General features: G+C 54.4%; 16 protein-coding genes. 2 read left to right on the top strand and 14 right to left on the bottom strand.

Going from position 1 to position 17,692, the window contains the following annotated elements:
* Positions 1–19: 19 nt before the first annotated feature.
* Positions 20–2,449 (bottom strand): nitrite reductase large subunit NirB, encoded by a 2,430-nt coding sequence (gene nirB / locus NST69_RS13985; RefSeq protein ID WP_342549658.1) that lies wholly within the window; start codon positions 2,447–2,449, stop codon positions 20–22.
* 339 nt (positions 2,450–2,788) lie between these two features.
* Here nirB and NST69_RS13980 point away from each other — a divergent pair, with 339 nt between their 5' ends.
* Both NST69_RS13980 and NST69_RS13975 read left to right on the top strand, forming a co-directional pair.
* Positions 2,789–3,385: an ANTAR domain-containing protein gene (locus tag NST69_RS13980; RefSeq protein ID WP_342549657.1), complete on the top strand. Its 597-nt coding sequence runs from the start codon at positions 2,789–2,791 to the stop codon at positions 3,383–3,385.
* Between the two features lie 12 nt (positions 3,386–3,397).
* A complete protein-coding gene (locus NST69_RS13975; protein WP_342549656.1) occupies positions 3,398–4,447 on the top strand; it encodes an anthranilate phosphoribosyltransferase in 1,050 nt (349 codons plus the stop codon).
* 191 nt (positions 4,448–4,638) lie between these two features.
* On the opposite strand, the gene NST69_RS13970 is transcribed toward NST69_RS13975, so the two are convergent.
* From NST69_RS13970 to NST69_RS13910, 13 genes are all read right to left on the bottom strand, one after another.
* The gene (locus NST69_RS13970; RefSeq protein WP_342549654.1) at positions 4,639–5,142 is read right to left on the bottom strand and encodes a DMT family transporter; all 504 of its coding nucleotides are present in this window, start codon (positions 5,140–5,142) and stop codon (positions 4,639–4,641) included.
* A gap of 18 nt (positions 5,143–5,160) precedes the next feature.
* Positions 5,161–5,586: a DMT family transporter gene (locus NST69_RS13965; RefSeq protein ID WP_342549653.1), complete on the bottom strand. Its 426-nt coding sequence runs from the start codon at positions 5,584–5,586 to the stop codon at positions 5,161–5,163.
* Between the two features lie 185 nt (positions 5,587–5,771).
* On the bottom strand, positions 5,772–6,173 hold the full coding sequence (locus NST69_RS13960; RefSeq protein ID WP_342549652.1) for an NUDIX domain-containing protein: 402 nt from the start codon (positions 6,171–6,173) through the stop codon (positions 5,772–5,774).
* The gene (locus NST69_RS13955; protein ID WP_342549651.1) at positions 6,166–8,202 is read right to left on the bottom strand and encodes a translation factor GTPase family protein; all 2,037 of its coding nucleotides are present in this window, start codon (positions 8,200–8,202) and stop codon (positions 6,166–6,168) included. The genes NST69_RS13960 and NST69_RS13955 overlap by 8 nt, the downstream gene beginning before the upstream one ends.
* A gap of 9 nt (positions 8,203–8,211) precedes the next feature.
* Positions 8,212–9,195, bottom strand: a complete 984-nt coding sequence (locus tag NST69_RS13950; protein WP_342549650.1) for an aldo/keto reductase — start codon at positions 9,193–9,195, stop codon at positions 8,212–8,214.
* A gap of 133 nt (positions 9,196–9,328) precedes the next feature.
* The gene (locus NST69_RS13945; protein ID WP_342549649.1) at positions 9,329–9,895 is read right to left on the bottom strand and encodes an ATP-binding protein; all 567 of its coding nucleotides are present in this window, start codon (positions 9,893–9,895) and stop codon (positions 9,329–9,331) included.
* A 28-nt stretch (positions 9,896–9,923) separates the two neighbouring features.
* Positions 9,924–10,748 (bottom strand): GNAT family N-acetyltransferase, encoded by an 825-nt coding sequence (locus NST69_RS13940; protein ID WP_342549648.1) that lies wholly within the window; start codon positions 10,746–10,748, stop codon positions 9,924–9,926.
* 29 nt (positions 10,749–10,777) lie between these two features.
* A complete protein-coding gene (locus NST69_RS13935; protein ID WP_342549647.1) occupies positions 10,778–12,064 on the bottom strand; it encodes a HAMP domain-containing sensor histidine kinase in 1,287 nt (428 codons plus the stop codon).
* The gene (locus NST69_RS13930) at positions 12,051–12,731 is read right to left on the bottom strand and encodes a response regulator transcription factor (RefSeq protein ID WP_036728619.1); all 681 of its coding nucleotides are present in this window, start codon (positions 12,729–12,731) and stop codon (positions 12,051–12,053) included. The genes NST69_RS13935 and NST69_RS13930 overlap by 14 nt, the downstream gene beginning before the upstream one ends.
* A gap of 29 nt (positions 12,732–12,760) precedes the next feature.
* Positions 12,761–13,543 carry an ABC transporter ATP-binding protein gene (locus tag NST69_RS13925; RefSeq protein ID WP_340953147.1) on the bottom strand — a complete coding sequence of 261 codons (783 nt, stop codon included), beginning with the start codon at positions 13,541–13,543 and terminating at the stop codon, positions 12,761–12,763.
* 34 nt (positions 13,544–13,577) lie between these two features.
* Positions 13,578–15,929, bottom strand: coding sequence for an FtsX-like permease family protein (locus tag NST69_RS13920; protein WP_342549646.1), 2,352 nt, complete (start codon positions 15,927–15,929; stop codon positions 13,578–13,580).
* Positions 15,930–16,078: 149 nt separating this feature from the next.
* The gene (locus NST69_RS13915; RefSeq protein WP_342549644.1) at positions 16,079–17,251 is read right to left on the bottom strand and encodes an alanyl-tRNA editing protein; all 1,173 of its coding nucleotides are present in this window, start codon (positions 17,249–17,251) and stop codon (positions 16,079–16,081) included.
* Between the two features lie 3 nt (positions 17,252–17,254).
* On the bottom strand, positions 17,255–17,689 hold the full coding sequence (locus NST69_RS13910) for a GNAT family N-acetyltransferase (protein ID WP_342549643.1): 435 nt from the start codon (positions 17,687–17,689) through the stop codon (positions 17,255–17,257).
* Positions 17,690–17,692 lie beyond the last annotated feature (3 nt).

Genomic DNA, 17,692 nt, shown 5'->3' with positions numbered 1-17,692 from the left:
TGTCATCCTGGGGGCCTCCTTATACCGTCTCTGGCAAAGAGATCGGTTCGAAATTTTTGCGCAACTCCGGGGTATTCACAATCTGCTTCCATGGATCGGTAGTCAGGCTGAGCGTCTTCTGAATTCTCTCCACCAGCGCCGCCCGTTCCTCCGGTGATTCCAGCGCCTGCTTGATGCTGTCCAGACCCACGCGCTCGATCCACTGTGCGGTCCGTTCATTCCATCCGGCTTGCTCGCGGTAGTATTGCAGGAACGCACTTGCCCATTCCAGGACCTCATCATCGGTCTTCACCACGCAGAGCAGATCGGTCGCCCGGACATGAACGCCGCCGTTACCACCGACATGCAGCTCCCAGCCGCCGTCAATCGCCACCACCCCGAAGTCCTTGATTGTCGCTTCCGCACAGTTGCGCGGACACCCGGATACAGCCAACTTCACCTTCCCCGGCGCATTCAGCCGTTCAAAAGCCTTCTCCAGCCGAATTCCCATCCCCAGCGCATCCTGGGTCCCGAACCGGCAGAAGGTGGAGCCTACGCAGGTCTTTACGGTGCGCAGCGTCTTGCCGTAGGCATGGCCGGAAGGCATATCCAGCTCCTCCCACATCTTCGGCAGATCCTCCTTCTTCACACCCAGCAGATCCAGACGCTGCCCGCCGGTGAATTTGACCAGCGGCACATCGTATTTCACCGCGACCTCCGCTATCTTGATCAGCTCCGCCGGAGAAGTGACCCCGCCGTAGATTCTCGGCACCACAGAATAAGTTCCGTCCTTCTGGATATTGGCATGGTAGCGCTCATTCGTATATCTGGATTCATTCTCATCCATGTATTCCTCCGGCCAGAGCATGCCCAGGTAATAGTTCAGTGAAGGGCGGCATTTCGGGCAGCCTTCCTCGTTGCTCCAGGACAATACATGCATGACTTCCTTCACCGTGGTCAGCTTCATCCGCCTGATCTCGGCGACAATCTCATCCCGGCCCAGCGTCGTGCAGCCGCAGATGCCCTCTTTGACCGTAACGGCAGCCTCTCCCGCGTAGAGCTGGAGCAGTCCCTCTACCAATGGCTTGCAGCCGCCGCAGGAGGCGGAAGCTTTGGTGCAGGCTTTGATCTGTCCGACACTGGTGCAGCCGCCGGCGGTAATCGCTTCGGCAATGGTTCCCTTCGTTACTCCGTTGCAGCCGCAGATGATCTCGTCATCGGGCATCCCTTCCAGCCGGTTGCCCTTGGGCGCAGCCAGCGCATCGGCCGGAATGCCGAGCAGCAGCTCTTTCTCGCGCCCCTTGATATTCTCGCCTTTCTTGATCATCGAGAAGAGCTGCGCGCCGTCATTCGTATCGCCGAACAGCACGGCACCGATCAGCTTATCCTCCTGGATGACCAGCTTCTTGTAGATTCCTTCCGTCTCATCTTGGAAGCGGAGCGCTTTCGTTGCGGGCTGCTCGTTATACTGTCCTGCCGAGAAAACATCGACGCCGGACACCTTCAGCTTCGTCGAAGTCACCGAACCGGCGTATCCCTCCGTGGAAGCGCCTGCCAGTCTTTTGGCCAACACAGCGCCTTGCTCATACAGCGGGGCTACCAGGCCGTAGGCAATGCCGCGATGCTCTGCACATTCCCCGACGGCGTAAACGCCGGGCAGGCTGGTCTCCATATAATCGTTCACCACGATGCCCCGGTTCACCTCAATCCCGCTGCTGCGGGCCAGTTCCACATTCGGCTTGATGCCGACCGCCATCACGATCAGATCGGCCTCCGCCATCTCGCCGTCTGCGAACAGCAGGCCTTTGACTCTCTTTTTGCCGAGAATGGCTTCCGACTGCTTCTTCAATAGGAACTTCATACCTTGAGCCTCCAGCTCCCCCCGTAGCATCCGGGAAGCGGCCTCGTCTAACTGACGCTCCATAATATATTCGTGGATGTGAACCACCGAGACGTCCATCCCCAGATACAGCAGCCCTCTGGCCGCCTCCAGTCCAAGTAGACCGCCGCCGATAACAAGCGCCTTGCTGTATTTTTGTGAGACGTCCTGCATGATTTGAGTATCCTTGATGTCACGGAAGGCAATGACGCCCTCCTTCTCCGTTCCGGGAATCGGCAGCATGAAGGGATTGGAGCCGGTAGCCAGAATCAGCTCGTCATACGCGGCGGTAACTCCTTTATCCGTATAGACTGTACGTGCAGTAGTATCAATAGAAGTTACTGTGTGTCCCGTATACAAGGTAATATTGAAGCTACGGTACCATTCGAGATCATTAATGATGATTTCATCCAGACTTGCCCCGCCTGCCAGAACAGAAGACAGCATGATGCGGTTATAGTTAGGATAAGGCTCTGTGCCAAAAATCGTAATCTCGTAGGCCTCCGGCGCCAATTTGAGCAGATGCTCAATGGCTCTGACCCCCGCCATCCCATTGCCGACTAATATCAGTTTTTTACGCTTCACTGTCATCTGTATCTCTCTCCTCTCCAGGTGCACAACAGAAATAGCCCGCTTCACTCCGCCCGGAAAAGATACATTTCCCGTAAGCGATATAAGTGAGAGCAGGCGCCATTGCCGCTTCAGCCGAATACATCGTTGTATTCGTGAATTGTTGAATTTGTTAAAACGACTATACTACAGCCGTCTACGATACGTCAATAATTATGACATATAAAATTTAATTAATTTAATTTATCGACAATAACGCTGAATTAGTGTTATATAATATAACATAGTCTATCCTGTAATTGGATTATCTGCAATTATACAAGATGTCTCTATTCTTAGGTAAAAGGAGCGTCGTCCCCCATGCATTCCCTGCTCGTAATAGAACCTGCTGGAACAGAGAATCCCGCAGAAGCGCGCTCCTCTGATGGGCCTGATCACATCTTAAGCTCTTGCGGCTATGTAGTTGGAACCGCAGCGTCACCGGAGCAGGCCGCTCCGTTCATCGGCGATGCCGACGCCTTCATCCTCAATCTTCCGGTGACGGATATCAGCCACTGGAGAACCCTGCTGGTGCGGCATAAGGTTGCGCCGGTAATCTGGTGGTGTACCCCGCATACCGCTAACCTCTCCGTCTCTGCCTGCGGCGACGATATCATTGTGGACGGTATTCTGTCCCCCGCCATGAAGCCGCCGGAGATTCACTGGACGCTGCATTTCAGTGCCAGGCAATGCTTCGAGCGCAAGCAATGGCTGAAGGAACGGGAGCAGCTGCTCTCCCGGATCGAAGAACGCAAATGGATCGATATGGCCAAAGGCATTCTGTCCAAGGCCAAGAATATCAGCGAATCGGAAGCCTATGACCTGCTGCGCAAGCAGGCGATGAATGAACGCAAACGGATCGTCGATGTAGCTACCTCCATCGTCAAGGTCTACCAGATGCTGCAGAATCAAACTTAAGGAGAACACCCTATGATTAATATTCTCAAGGAAGTTGCCCGCGGCAAACGCGGTGCGAAGGATTTAAGCTACGGAGAAGCCGAATATGCGGCGGAAGCCATACTCACCCGGGCTGCTTCACCGGTCCAGATCGGCGCGTTCCTGATCGCAGAGCGAATGAAGCTGGAGAGCCTGGAGGAGCTGGAGGCTTTTGTGGCAGTCTGCCGTAAATACGCCTTCCGTGAGCCTGTTCACCAGGGAATCGACTGCGCCGGTCCGTATGACGGGAGAGTGCATTCCTTCATCGCTACCTTCCCCACGGCCTTTCTGCTGTCAGCCGCAGGTCTGCCGGTTACCCTGCATGGTTCAGCGGGCTTGCCGCCCAAATGGGGCATTACGCTACAGGATATTATCCAGGCCAGCGGAGTGGATGTAGCCGGACTACGCCGCAGCGACACGGTTCATGCCGCCGAAGCCAGCGGGGTTCTGTTCGTGAAGTCGGAGCAGTGGTGCCCGCCGCTGGGGGAGCTTCGCGGACTACGTGAGGACATTGGGATGCGGACGATTTTCAATACGGCTGAGAAGCTGATCGACTATTCCTGTTCACCGTTTATTGTATTCGGGATATTCCATAATACGGTATTCGACCGAATCTCCCGGCTCATAGTGAAGCTCGGCTATCAGCGCGGGCTGGTGGTGCAGGGCGTGGAAGGCTCGGAGGATCTGTACATTGACCGGCCGAACCGCGTATACCGGATTCAGGACGGTGCGGCGGAGCTGGATATCATCGACCCCGACTCGCTTGGCCTGGAGGTGACACTGCCTGAGGAGCAGGAGTGGACGGCTCTGCGGCAGCTCCGTATAGCAGAGGAGGTCCTGCAAGGCGGCGGGCACATGGCCTACTACAACCAGACGCTGCTTAATGCCGCTGCCAGACTGCATGCCGCCGGGCGTGTGAATTCTATTGAGGAAGGCGTCTATACCTGCAAGCCTCTGCTGGACAACGGGCGGGCTTGGGAGACTTACCAGCGCTGGCAACACACACTGGCGGGCAGAAGGGTCGCTTCACTCGGGCAGGGTTGAGAGTGAAGTGGTGTAAGGGTATTCGGTGTAATCAGGTGCAATATTGCACCTGATTACACCCTTGGCTAGTATCCCGTTCGCGCACCAGTAGCAGCTCCCCATTGTATTCGGTTTTCCGCACACATCCCAAAAAAGCGTGCCATCCGCATTCCTGCGGTGCACGCTCTTTTCCGTTAATGCAAATACTTCCGTTAATCCGTATGCAGCGCTCCCTGCGGCTTGCCGGAACCTGAGTTCCCGGCGGGCTCTCTGGCATCACTTTTGCCACCCAGCTTGAACACCAATATCCCGCCTACGATAATAAGCACGCCGATCAGCTGGTTGAACGAGAACGGAACCTTTGCCAGGCCCAGCCAGCCCAGTGAATCCCAGAGCAAGGCGAAGCCGAGCTGGGCAGTTAGTACAATCGAGATGGCATAGGTGGCGCCAAGGATTCTGGTGGCCTGGACCAGGCAGATCACGACCCCCACGCCGATCATTCCGCTTAACCAGTACCAGGGCTGCATGTGCTGCAGCGTGAACATATTCTTCCCTTCCATAATCAGCCCCATGACGAGCGAGGCGGCGAAGCCCATACCCAGCACCAGTGTAGTTGTTGACCAGGAGCCTGTGTGCTCATTAACCTTGGCGTTGAAAATATTCTGTAAACTGACCAGCGCGCCCGCGATCAGTGCAAGTAATAACCCTGTTAACATATCTCTTGCCCCCTTCGTTTAGAACTTCAGTACGACTACCCCGAGAATCATCATCCCGATGCCGATAAACTGCGGCAGCTTCATCTTCTGCCGGACGACTCCGAACCAGCCCCGGATCTCAATGATAAACGTCAGGCAGAGCTGGGCAATCAGCAGCGCCGAGATCGTCAGCGTAACCCCGATGTTCTGAATCGCAGTCACCTCGCTGAAAATCACGAAGGCGGCCAGACCCCCGCCGCTGATGTATAGCGGATGTACCTTGCGGAAGCCTTGCTTTTTCCCGTCCCGTACCACCAGCGCTATCGCTAACGCCATAATGAATCCGGTAAGCTGGGTAATGGTGGCCGCCTGCCACGTGCCGATATCCTGACTGATTCTGGCATTGGCTACCCCCTGAAGTGTAATGCAGGCCCCGGCCAAAAATGCGAATAGTATTCCTTTCATCTGTCTCTCTCCTCTATTTGCTTCTCTGTACTTATTAAAAGCCAGTTCGCCGGATTGTGGAAGGACATATGTCCTATTCGGTAAAAGTGTACTCGCCTCGCCGCCTGCATCGCCCTGCTAAAGAGACAACAAGCCCGTTTCAGGCCGGGTTCCGGCTCAAAACGGGCTTACTTTCTCTTCTATATTCAGGAGATGAGGCTCATCTCCCGCAGCTTGTCCATGATGATGACGCTGACCGCCGATACCCGGTCTATGTCCTTATAGGTTAACCAGGCCAGCTCTTCAATCTCCGAAGCCGGGGCAAGCTCGCCTGTGAAATCTGCGGTAAGGCAGGTCATCCGCACGAGCACGCCTTCCGCTTTGCCATGGGCCGGAGCTTCGAAGCTTCCGAACTCTGCAATCGTCTCCGGCAGGATCTGCACCGACAGCTCCTCCTCAATCTCACGGATCAGAGTCTCTGCATCACTCTCGCCGGGCTCCCGCTTGCCGCCGGGAAAATAATAAGTGTCTTTACCTTTGGATCGCGCGCCCAGCACCTTGCCGTCTACGACGTAAATCCAGGCTACCTTATCTATTACATTAGTCATTGTCATTCTGCACCTTTCCTTCTACTTCACGCTGAAACGGTACTGCTCTCTTAAGAACCGTGTACCCGTTCCTGCTTGCTGCTTGAATATGCATATGCTGTCCGGCCTCTTCCCAGGTTACAGCATATCCCTCCCCCTTGGCACAAAAAATAGACGCCGAGGAGTAGGACGGATCTGCATTTTTATTATAATTCCGCTGCTCCACCACCGTCTTGCTCTGATGGCAGGGCTCATATCCTGCTACTCTTAGCGACATCGATCCCTTGCCCTGCGTCATCGCTGCCAGTCTCACTCCGTAATTCATGAAGCTTGCCGCCGGAACTGTGCCGGTAATTACGGCCTTGGACGGTGTAATATCCGGGGGATTGAAGCGGCCTCCAGCCTGCTGGATATCACTCATAACCTTTCCCACATCGTCCGGATCTATCCGGATTTTCAGGTCGTAGACCGGCTCCAGCAGCAGATTCTCTGCCTGCTCCAGCCCCTGGCGCAACGCGCGGTAAGCCGCTTCCCGGAAATCGCCGCCGCTCGTATGCTTATTATGCGCCCTTCCCGTAAGCAGGGTGATCTTCAGATCCGTCAGCGGGGAACCGGTCAATAGGCCGTGATGGCCGCTCTCCAGCAGATGCTGCTCAATCTGATGCTGATAGCCTGCCGCCAGATCATCCGGGTGGCAGCGGTTAATGAAGGTGATCCCGCTCCCGCGTTCCCCGGCCTCAAGCATCAGATGAACCTCGGCGTAGTGGCCCAACGGCTCGAAATGCCCGCAGCCATAGACCGTACCGGCAATAGTCTCCTTATAGAGAATCTCCGGCGCGCCAAAAGAGATCTTAAGCTGAAACCGCTCCGCCACAATCTGCTCAAGAATTTCAAGCTGTATCCCGCCCATCACTTGAATATGCAGCTCCTGAAGATCTTCATCCCAGCTTACATTCAGTGACGGATCTTCCGCGCCGAGCTGTCCGAAGGCATGCATCAGCTCCTTCAGGTGCACGGGCGGCTTGAAGAGCACCTTGGATTTCAAGGTGGGAATAAGTCCGCTGCCCTGCGCGTCCTGAAGTGCGCCCACTCCCGCACCCGGAAGCACGGAGCTTAGGCCGACAACGGCGAACAGCTCCCCGGCGGCAGCCCAGTCCGCAGCACTATAAGCAGTACCGTTGTACTTGCGGATTCCGGTAATCCGTTCGGATATTTGTTCTGATTCAGGTCCATACGTCAAGAACTCACGGCTCTTCAGCACGCCTTGAAGGGCTTTGATGTAGGTGATGCGGGTACCTCTGGCATCGTGGCGGATCTTGTAGACCCTCCCGGCAAAAGGCAGCGTATAATCGTACTCCGTGAACGTGAGCGCATCCAGAACCTCCAGAAATTCACCCACGCCCTGATCCAGCAGCGCAGAGCCCTGCATACACGGAAAAATCTCTCCGCACTTCACCATAGACCTCAGCGCACTACGGCAATCGCTGTCCGTCAGCGTGCCTTCAAGATAAGGTTCCAGCAGCGTCTCGTCGCGTTCGGCAAGGAACGATTTCATCTCCTCGGTCCATGCTGCTTCCGGCTGCTCCGGCAACAGCAAGGCATCGCCGCTAAGCAGCTGACGGATCTCTTCCAGGACCCGTTCAGGATCACTGCCTGCACGGTCGGTTTTGTTAATGAAGAACAGGGTCGGAATCCGGTGCTGGCGCAGCAGCTGCCAGAGCGTTTCGGTGTGACTCTCTACACCTTCCACCGCGCTGAGAATCACCACTGCATAGTCCAGCACTTGCAGACAACGCTCCATCTCCGGGGAGAAATCGACATGGCCCGGCGTATCCAGCAGGAAATAGCGGGCATCCTTATAGGTGAACTCCGCCTGATCGGCGAAGACGGTAATCCCGCGTGCTTTTTCAATCTCATGGGTATCCAGGAACGTATCCTGATGGTCCACACGCCCCCTGCTGCGGATGGCTTCGGTATGGTAGAGCAGCTGCTCGGCGAAGGTCGTCTTCCCGGCATCTACATGGGCGAGCAGTCCGACAGTTATATTCATACAGTACCGCTACACCTCTCCACGGATATGCGGAACCACCTCTGAATGGTAAAAGGCAGCCAGGCGCTCCATATCCCCTGGGCTGAAGGAGGGTACATCCAGTGTGGCCAGATTATCGTTCACCTGAGCCTCATTCTTGAAGCCCGGAATCACACAGCTGACAGCCGGATGGTCCAGAATCCAGCGCATGGAGGCCCGTGCCATATTGCCGCGTCCTTCAGCGATCCACTCCAGCTTCTGCGCCAGCTCTACCCCCTTACCAAAAGGCAGTCCGGCAAAGGTCTCGCCCACATTGAACTGCTCCCCGTTCGCGTTGAACCTGCGGTGGTCGTTCTCCTGGAAGGTACTGGACGCTGTGAACTTGCCCGTCAAGAGACCGCTGGCCAGCGGCAGGCGCACCAGAATTCCCGCACCCTTGGCCGCAGCCTGCGGTAACAGCTCCTGTGCCGGCTGCTGGCGGAACAGATTGAAGATCACCTGGAGTGCCGCAACACCAGGATGCTCCAGGCAGAGCAAGCCCTCTTCGATGGTCTCTACGCTGACGCCGTAGTGGCGGATTTTACCCTCAGCCTTCAACTGGTCCAGCGCCGAGAACACACTGCCATCACGCAGAATCTCAATCGGCGGACAATGGATCTGATACAGATCAATCGCTTCCCGCTCCAGACGCCGCAGACTCTGCTCACAGTATTCACTGATCCGGCGCGCGGAGTAATTCTCCGGGTCATGGATATCACCGGCGCGGCAGAACTTCGTGGCGATATGTATCTCATCCTGCTTGCCCCGGGTCGCCTTGGCGAGCAGCTCCTCCGCATGGCCTCCGCCATAGACATCTGCCGTATCGAAGAAATTCACGCCCTGCTCCATCGCCGCCTGCAAGCCTCTCAGCCCGTCCTCATCCTTGCTATTCCCCCAGTCCCCGCCAATCGCCCAAGTGCCAAAGCTGACCTCACTGACAGACAGACCCGTGTTTCCCAGTTCGCGGTATTTCATTCTATGAACCTCCGTTTATGAGTTTGTGTGGAACCGTTCACAACTCTTCTTATTATGAAGGGTTTGGGCGGTCAGGTCCAGTTGGCAGCCGGATTGAACTTGAAGCATGGTCGTCCTTGCGGCGAACGAACATTCATATGGACTTCCCGCCTGCGATCTGGACGATCTTCTGAATCGTGCCGGGTACTTCATCGCTGTCGTTGATTACAAACAGATACTCCGACTCCCTCTCCGTTGGCGGCTCAGCCTGCCCCTTCTGTAAATCTGCGATTTGCCGGGTCAGCACTACATCGAAGCTCTTTGATTTTCTAAGGATAGCTGTGCTCCGTTCACTACTCGCTATACGCGAATACAGCAGCTCATCGGGCAGATTGAAATATACCAGCACACTAACCAATCCCTTCTGGTGAAACCAATCCAGCATTCGCAGTCGGCCTTCCCTATTGGAGTTATTGTTACACATGATGATGTGCTTCTCCGATTCATGGACGGCATAATCCACTAACGTTCGGGTCAGAGCGTCCTTGAGCGTATTCGCCCCTTGCTTGGGCAGCAGACTTTCGTACCGGGTATTGATGAATTCAGCAACATCATCCCGGTCAATAACAACCGATTCAGGTAAGCGCCGCTCTAATTCTCTACCAAATGTGGTCTTCCCGCTATGCGTTTTACCGACTGTAAGGATTGCTAACCTCTTCATCAATACCGCTCCTCTACGTTAATAGGTATTATCCTTCCATGACAAAAGCAAATACCGGATAACTCTCCACCGGCTCGAAGCCAAGCCTCAGCGCCAGCTTATGTGAAGCCACATTTTCATGAGTTGTTTCCCATAAAGGAAGCATTCCCTGAACGAGATAGTGACTAATTAACGATACAGCGGCGAGTGTAGCATAGCCCTTCCCGCGCTCCGATTCTGCATAAGTATCTACATCAATGAAGTACCTGTTATTCACGCTGAAGCCGTTATTTTTGCAAATAGAGACCACTTCATCCCTGATCTTCACTACAGCACCAGTGGTTGTCAGCCCAATGAACCTGTCCTCTCGTACAGACCCCTTATGGGTGAGCACGGGAAATTCCTCGTAGGCGACAGATAGATCTCCATCCAAGGGGATAGCAGCACGCCTGTTTTTTAGCTGAACAAATCGTTCGCTATTGAACTCATAGACCGACTCCATATGTCTGTCTACGCTCAGCCCGGCAATCTCAAGCGTCAACAGTTCCGTCCATGAATCACTATCATCCGTATAGATCTCGAACCATTTCTCTTGCCTCTGCTGGCAATCAGGTACGACTACCGTCTGCAAAAAAACCATCAGCTTCAGCCGGTTGATCTCAGTACTGATATCTCCGGCAGCATACATCCATCTCCCCGTAGCCCATACCACAGCCAGTGTCGGCGCTTCCGTATAATCAGCAAATACCCGCCCGGGATAATTCTCCAGCAGGACGGATAAGGCGGGAAGGTGATGCTTTTTACCGGCATAAAAATCATAAACTGCAGCAAAATCCTCAGGTTGCAGCTCCAAAAGCTTATTCAGCTCATTCATTACGCTTCCCTCCATGTATGTATCTCACTTCAATACCGCAGCACCAGTACAAACCGCATACCCCGCTCAAGCGGCTCCGCGAAGATATCGCCGCCCATCTTCTGCAGCAGCTGCTTGCAGATGAAGAGGCCGAGGCCATTGCCCGGCTTGCCGTCCGCATTGGACCCGCGCCAGAAGCTGGTGAAGATATGGGGCAGCTCGCTCAGGAGCAGCGGCTCTCCCGAATTCTCGATCACAATCAGCTGGCGGTAATCCTCCTCGCGGAAGGTAATAGAGATCGACCTGCCGTCTCCATACTTAATGGCATTCTCAATGAGATTATTCAGCACCTCATGCAGCCGTTCTTCGTCTCCAAGCAGCAGCTTGTCCTGATAAGCACCTGCCGTGAGCTCCACCTTCAGCAGCTCCAGCCGCTCCTTATGGTTACGGATGACCTTGCCGACCAGCCCGCTGAGATAGAACTCTCCCGGGGCCACCTCTATATTCTGCAGAGAAGAGACGGAAGCGGTGATGATATCGCCGATCAGCTGCTCCATTTGTTCTGCTTGCTGACCAATCAGCCGGGCGGCCGATTGCCGCTTGACTTCGCTGTCATAGAGGCCGTCCGCCAGGGCGCTGGCGTAGAGCCTGATCGTGGCGACTGGGGTTTTAAGCTCATGCGAGAGGGACGCGATCAGCGTCTGGCGGTCCTTTTCCAGGCGGAGATTCGTCTCTTTCTGGGCATCCAGTGTCTGCCGCAGCAGGTCCAGCCCCCACACGAACCGGCCGAAGTACCGGCTACGGTGCTCCTTCATACCTATGCTCAGCTGGCCCCTGGATAACTCATAAGGCAACTCCTGCAGAGTATGGAACGGCCGCAGAATCTGCTTACGGATGTAGAACAGCAGCACCATCACGGCTCCAAGCGTCGCCAGCAGGAACAGATCCAGAACTAGAAACGCATGAACATCCGACCCGGGCATCCGGTAAGAGAACCTTAAGTATCCTGCGATTTGCTGATCCGCATACAAGGGCTTGACCATGAATTCATTGCTGTCCTCCACCCCGATACCGGCAAAAAAGCGCTGAACCTCATCCGGCCCCGCCTCCTTCCCGATCCAGCTTAAGCCGTTCACGTAGGTATACCTGTTCAGATCAGGCAGCAGTTCCTCCGGAGGAATTCCTCGCTGCACCTGCTCATAGATACGGCCTATCTCTATCCGGTAAGCCTTCCCGGCCGTCCCTGTCTCCCTGGAGGATACATATCCATTAAGAGCCGCTATGAACGTCAGCCCGAGAAGTAACGCCCAGAGCATCAGCCTGTTAAATGCCTTCATATTTATATCCCACTCCCCAGATGGTAACGATGCGCCTTGGATCTTTGGGGTTATGTTCGATTTTGTCCCGCAGCTTGTTCATATGTACGGTCAACGTGGACGGCTCACTGAAGCTGTCTGCCCCCCATACCTGCTGGAACAGCCACTCCTTGCGAAGCGCTTTGCCCTTGTTGCTCATCAGCAAGACCAACAGCTCGTACTCTTTGGCTGTCATCCCTAGCGGCTGGCCGCTTCTATATACTACTCTTGCGGTCTGATTCACTGTAAGTTCGCCATCCGTCAGCAGCAGCTTGTTCTCGTTCATCTCATAGCTCCGCCGAAGGTGCGCCTTGACCTTCGCCGTCAGCAGAGGAGCCGAGAAGGGCTTCTCCAGGTAATCGTCCGCACCCAGCTCAAGCCCGATAATCTTGCTCTCATCCCCGTGGCGTGCGCTCATGATCAGAATCGGCAGATTGAACTTCTCCCTGGCGATTCTGCATACGGCGAAGCCGTCCAGCCCCGGCAGCATAATATCGAGCAGCAGCAGCTTGACGGCATTCGTCTCCAAATAAGCCAAGCCCTCTTCCGCAGAGGCCATACTGCATACAGAATATCCTTCCACCTGCAAAAAATCCTTCATCACCTCCGCCAGCTCCGCATTATCCTCAATGATCAGAATATCCGCCACGGCTCTCTCCTCCTGCTGCTTGCAGCTTCCTACCAGCCCATCTCCATCAGCCAACCGGTCAGGCTGCGTTCACGTTCCCTCGGACCTTGCTCCGGTATATATTTGCCCAGCACATGCTCACCCTGAATATTGCCATCTACCATATACAGCACCTTATCACTCTGCGCGGCTACCTTCACATCGTGAGTAACCACCATCAGCGTTGTTCCTTCCCGGTTGATCCGGCAGAGCTCGGACATGACCTCCTGTGCGGCTTTGGAATTGAGCGCACCTGTCGGCTCATCCGCGAACAGCATAGCCGGCTTGTTGATGAGCGCCCGGCAGATGCAGGCCCGCTGCAGCTGTCCGCCGGACACCTCTGTAATGTCATGGCCCGCTGTCTCCATAATGTTCAGCTTCCGCATCAGCTCATCGGCATATTGATTCACCTCGCTGCGGCTGCGTCCCTGTCCGCCTCTCTTGCCGCTCAGCGACTCATAGCCTGATAGAATAATATTATCATAAACCGAGAGATTGCTCAGCATATGCATCTGCTGGAAGATGAAGCCCATTTTGTGCAGCCGCAGTTCAGCCATGCCCTTCTCAGAGAGCTGCGAGAGACTCTCCCCGTCAAAGACCACCTCGCCCGCCGTAAGGCGGTCCATCCCGCTGACGGTATAGAGCAGCGTAGACTTGCCCGAACCGGACGGCCCCATGACAGACACGAACTCCCCGGCATGAAGCGAGAAATTGATATTCCGCAGCACGTTATTCTGACTTTTATTGACGATATAGGTCTTACATAGGTTGGTTACTTCCAGTACTGCTGCCATTTCGCCACTCCTTCTTTTCTTTTAAAATATAAGCCTATTCCTTATTCATATTCCATATCTGCACACGCTTGATCTGGCCGCAGCTGGTGTACACTGCCAGCATGACCACGGCAAGGATCAGCAGCGGATACAGTAGATAGACCTGGAGCGGAAGAATATTTAACTGGAGGCTGGTCAGTCCGAAGATCCGGAAAATGAGACCCAGCAGGCGGCTGCCTAGGGTGTTCGCAGCGATTACGCCCAACACCAGCGAGACGGACATAATAATCAGAATGCGCAGCGCCTGCCACCGCCGGATCGCGGCATTCGTGAAGCCGATGCTTTTCATGACAGCAATGCCGTGAACCTCCTTCGCAATCATCAATCGGACGAACAGGCTGGTGATGAAGAACGTAATGAGGCAGATGATAGCCGTAAGCAGCCCATTGATGCTGTGAAGCTGGCCCATGAAGCCGCCCGTGATCTCTCCCAGCAGTTCAAACGAGGTTTTGAAGCCTTGTTCCGGGAATTGCTGCTGAATTTCCTTCATCATCCCTGCCTTCGCTTGCTCCGGGGCATGGAGTTCGCCGGAGAACATGTAAGCGGGTATTGTCTTCAGCTCATAGTCCCGTGCAATCCAGACCGCGTACCCTTCGTTGGAGATACTTTGAAACAGTCCGCTGATCATGAAGGTCCCCTGAACCCCGCCGATTTCAAAAGTAATATTATCGCCCACCCGCTTCCCGTATTTCTCGGACATGATGGTTGTAATCGCAATTTCATTCTTCAGGAGCGGGGCTGTCCCTTCCAGAATCTCAACAGATCCGTTCTGATCATTCTTCTGGCCGTTAATCCGCCGGTTGGCTTGCCCGTTATCGGAGATATATTTGGTACTTACCGTATAATTCGCTGTAAGCGTGACCTCGAAGCCCTGATCCTTCAGCCGCTTGGACAGGAGTGCCTTGTCCTGTTGGATCTTCTCAACGGGTTTCTCTGCCACGACGGTTGAGCTATAAAAATCCGCACCAATTGTACCTAAATATTCCAGGAACTTAGGCGTTACAATGGTATTGGTCAGATTGACCGGGATCAGAATGATCGCGGAGCTTAGGATCAGCGTCAGGATCAGCGAAGTGTAGCTCTTGAGCCGGTTCAGCACATCGCTCAGCGCGAGGAAGAACGGGGGCGGGATGAAACGGATTTTATGTAAAAGAATGCGCCGGGACGCCTTGAAGCGTTCACCGGTCTGGCCTTGCCGGATTGCATCGATGGCCGATGCCTTGTTAATCTTGCGCATGCAGAGTAAGCAGAACAGCAGAATGAATGCGATCATAACCACCGTGCTAAGCGCCGAGATCATTATATTGGTGCTGCCTCCGGGTAAAATCATATACTGCGAGGTTTTGCGGGACATCAGCGCAGTCAATGGGAGACTGATGCCGAGTCCAAGAACGCCGCCGAGACAGGCCAGCCCTGTATATTTTGTCAGGTAGAGCTGCTTGATCGCCCGGTTCCTGAACCCGATGGCCTTCATAACGCCAATCTCCTTGTATTCATCCTGCAGGGTGGAGACAATGGTGAAGCGCAGGGTCAGAAAAGCAATGAAGATCAGAAACACGCTAATTGCAAACATCATGGCTGAGATCATCCGGTCCGTCATATAAGTCATCTTGACCAGCGCCTTATCCACCTCGAAGCTGATAGGCAGATCACTGTTCGCAAAAGAAGATGATATCTCAGTAGACGCTACACCCGGTGCCGCCACGAAGCTCCATAGATTCATCCGTTTATCTTCGGGCACCAGCTTCTCTATTTCCTTGAAATCCTCTGCTGACAACATGAGGCGCTTTAGTCCCAGCAGATCTGCCCCCATGAACGCATCCTTGAAGTAACCGTTCACCGTGAACGTTCTCGTAATCTCACCGAACGTAAGCTTCAGCTGCTCTCCCGGTACGATACCGCTGCTTAGCATCAGGCTGGCCGGAAGACCGATCTCCCCTGGGCGAAGCGAATATCGCTCATTGTCTTCACCGAAGACCAGGTTCACCTGCTCAGGAATGGCGGACAGCACGAAGCTTACATTTCCCGAGAAGCTCTTGCGGCCTTCAGGCATCGTAACCTGATTCAGTAAGAGATTGAGCTGCCGTTCTGTATAAGCTGTCTCCACCTTCTTTTCCTGCTTGACCCAGTCTTCTACTGCCGAGTTATAGCCAGGGTCATTGGCCAGCGTGATATTAAGATCCGCCACCTTGCTGGCTTCGATGAAACTGCCCAAGGCGCTGGAGGTGGAATACATCAGGCTGGAGCTGCTTGCAGCTAGTGTGGAGGCCAGGATGATGAGGATCAGCAGAACGGTATTCATCACCTTTTTACGCCGCAAATCCTTTTTTAGAATAGTCAGGAACACGTTAATTTTCTCCCTTCGTCAAGCTCTGTCCTGATTATAAGACTTCAAATGTTAAATAATCCTTAAGTCGGTCCAATCCTTGCTTACCCTATGAAAACAGCAAAAAGAGCTACGGAATAAACGCTCCATAGCTCCTTAACTGCCCTGCCTCAGAATTGCCCTTTAGCAAAATTGTAAAATGCCAGTGCGTCTTCCCATGCCGGGAATCCAGCCTGAGCCAGCTTGTCGCTGCCCCCGCCCTTGCCCTGGTATCCGCCCAAGTGAGCCTTGAAGAAGGTGCCACACGAGAAATCCGCAGATCCGCTATGCGCGAGTACCGCCTTATTCTCCGCCGCACTCAGCAGCAGCACCGGAAGGTCGGTCAGCGCCGTCAGCTTCGCAGCCAGACTCTGCAGATCCTTAAGCGTTCTCCCGTCCGACATATGCGTGAGCACCCGGCTGCCCTCTTCCATAGAAGCTAACAGGTCCCGGGCCAGATAGCTGTCGTTCTGCTCCTTCACGGCAGCCAGCTCTGCTACCAGCAGCTTCTGCTCCTGCTCCCATTTGCTGATCCGGTCCATAATTTCGTCCTTGTTCGTATTGAATTTGGCCGACAACAGACTCAGGATTTGCATTTGATCGTTGAATTCCGCAAGCGCCCGGCTCCCGCATTTGAAGGTAATCCTGATATTGCCCTTCTGCTTCTCGGACCGCAGCAGCTTGATCATCCCAATCTCCCCTGTCGAAGACACATGGGTGCCGCCGCAGGCGTTATGCTCTACACCTTCAATCTCGACAATCCGGATGTCCTCCGTTACCTTAGGAAGCTTCACCAGCGGCAGCTTGGCCATTTCCTCTGCGGTCACGAAGTAGCTGGTAATTGCGCGGTTCAGATAGATCTGACGGTTCACCTCCTGTTCAGCCTCCGCCAGCTGCGCCGCAGATAGTTCCCCCAGATCAAGATCAATCGTGGCATAATCGCTGCCCAGGTGGAAGCTCAGTGTCAGTGCCTGATACAGCTCGCGGAATACCGCCGATAGCAGATGCTGGCCGCTGTGCTGCTGCATATGGTCGAATCTCCGGCTCCAGTCGATGGCGCAGTCTACTTCAGTCTGCCCGGGAAGCTGCGCTACTTTATGCAGTACCTCCTGATCCTCCAGCACCACATCCAGTACATTAATTCCGCCGATGGTTCCCGTATCGCATGGCTGTCCGCCGCCGTGCGGGTAGAAGGCCGTCTCCGCAAGCGTCACATAGCTCCCGTCTTCACGCTCTATCGCGGAAGTGATCACGGTACTCCATTCTTGAATATAAGCTGAATCATAATATAGCTTCTTGGTCATCCCTTAAGCTCCCCCATTCGCATCCGTTGCAGGTCCGAAGAACTTCTCCATGACCACGTAATCCTTGCCGCCTTTGCTGAACACTTCATCCGTTCTCTGCATGCCGAATTTCTTGTAAAAGCCTGCCTTGTACGTTCTGGCATTACAGAAAATCCGCCGCACCCCCGCCAGCTCCGCTTCCGCAAGAACCGTCTTCAGCAGCTTGCTGCCATAGCTCTGGCCCTGCTCCAGCTCCAGGGTAGCGAATTTGCGGAACTGCGCATCTGTGCCGTTGACGAACAGGGATAACACAGAAACCAGACGATCCCCCACATACAGCCCGTAATGCTTGCCTTGATCGTCATCTGCCAGCTTAATATAATCCGGCTCCCGCTCGGGCCACATGACTTCATGCCTAAGCTTCCAGACTTCTTCCTTATGTATAAGCTTGATCTCCATCTC

Origin of the sequence: Paenibacillus sp. FSL P2-0089 (genome assembly GCF_038595095.1) — a bacterium.
Lineage (GTDB): Bacteria > Bacillota > Bacilli > Paenibacillales > Paenibacillaceae > Paenibacillus_AQ > Paenibacillus_AQ silagei.
The sequence above is the reverse complement of the archived record's forward strand: the minus strand, read 5'-3'. Positions and strand labels throughout refer to the sequence as shown.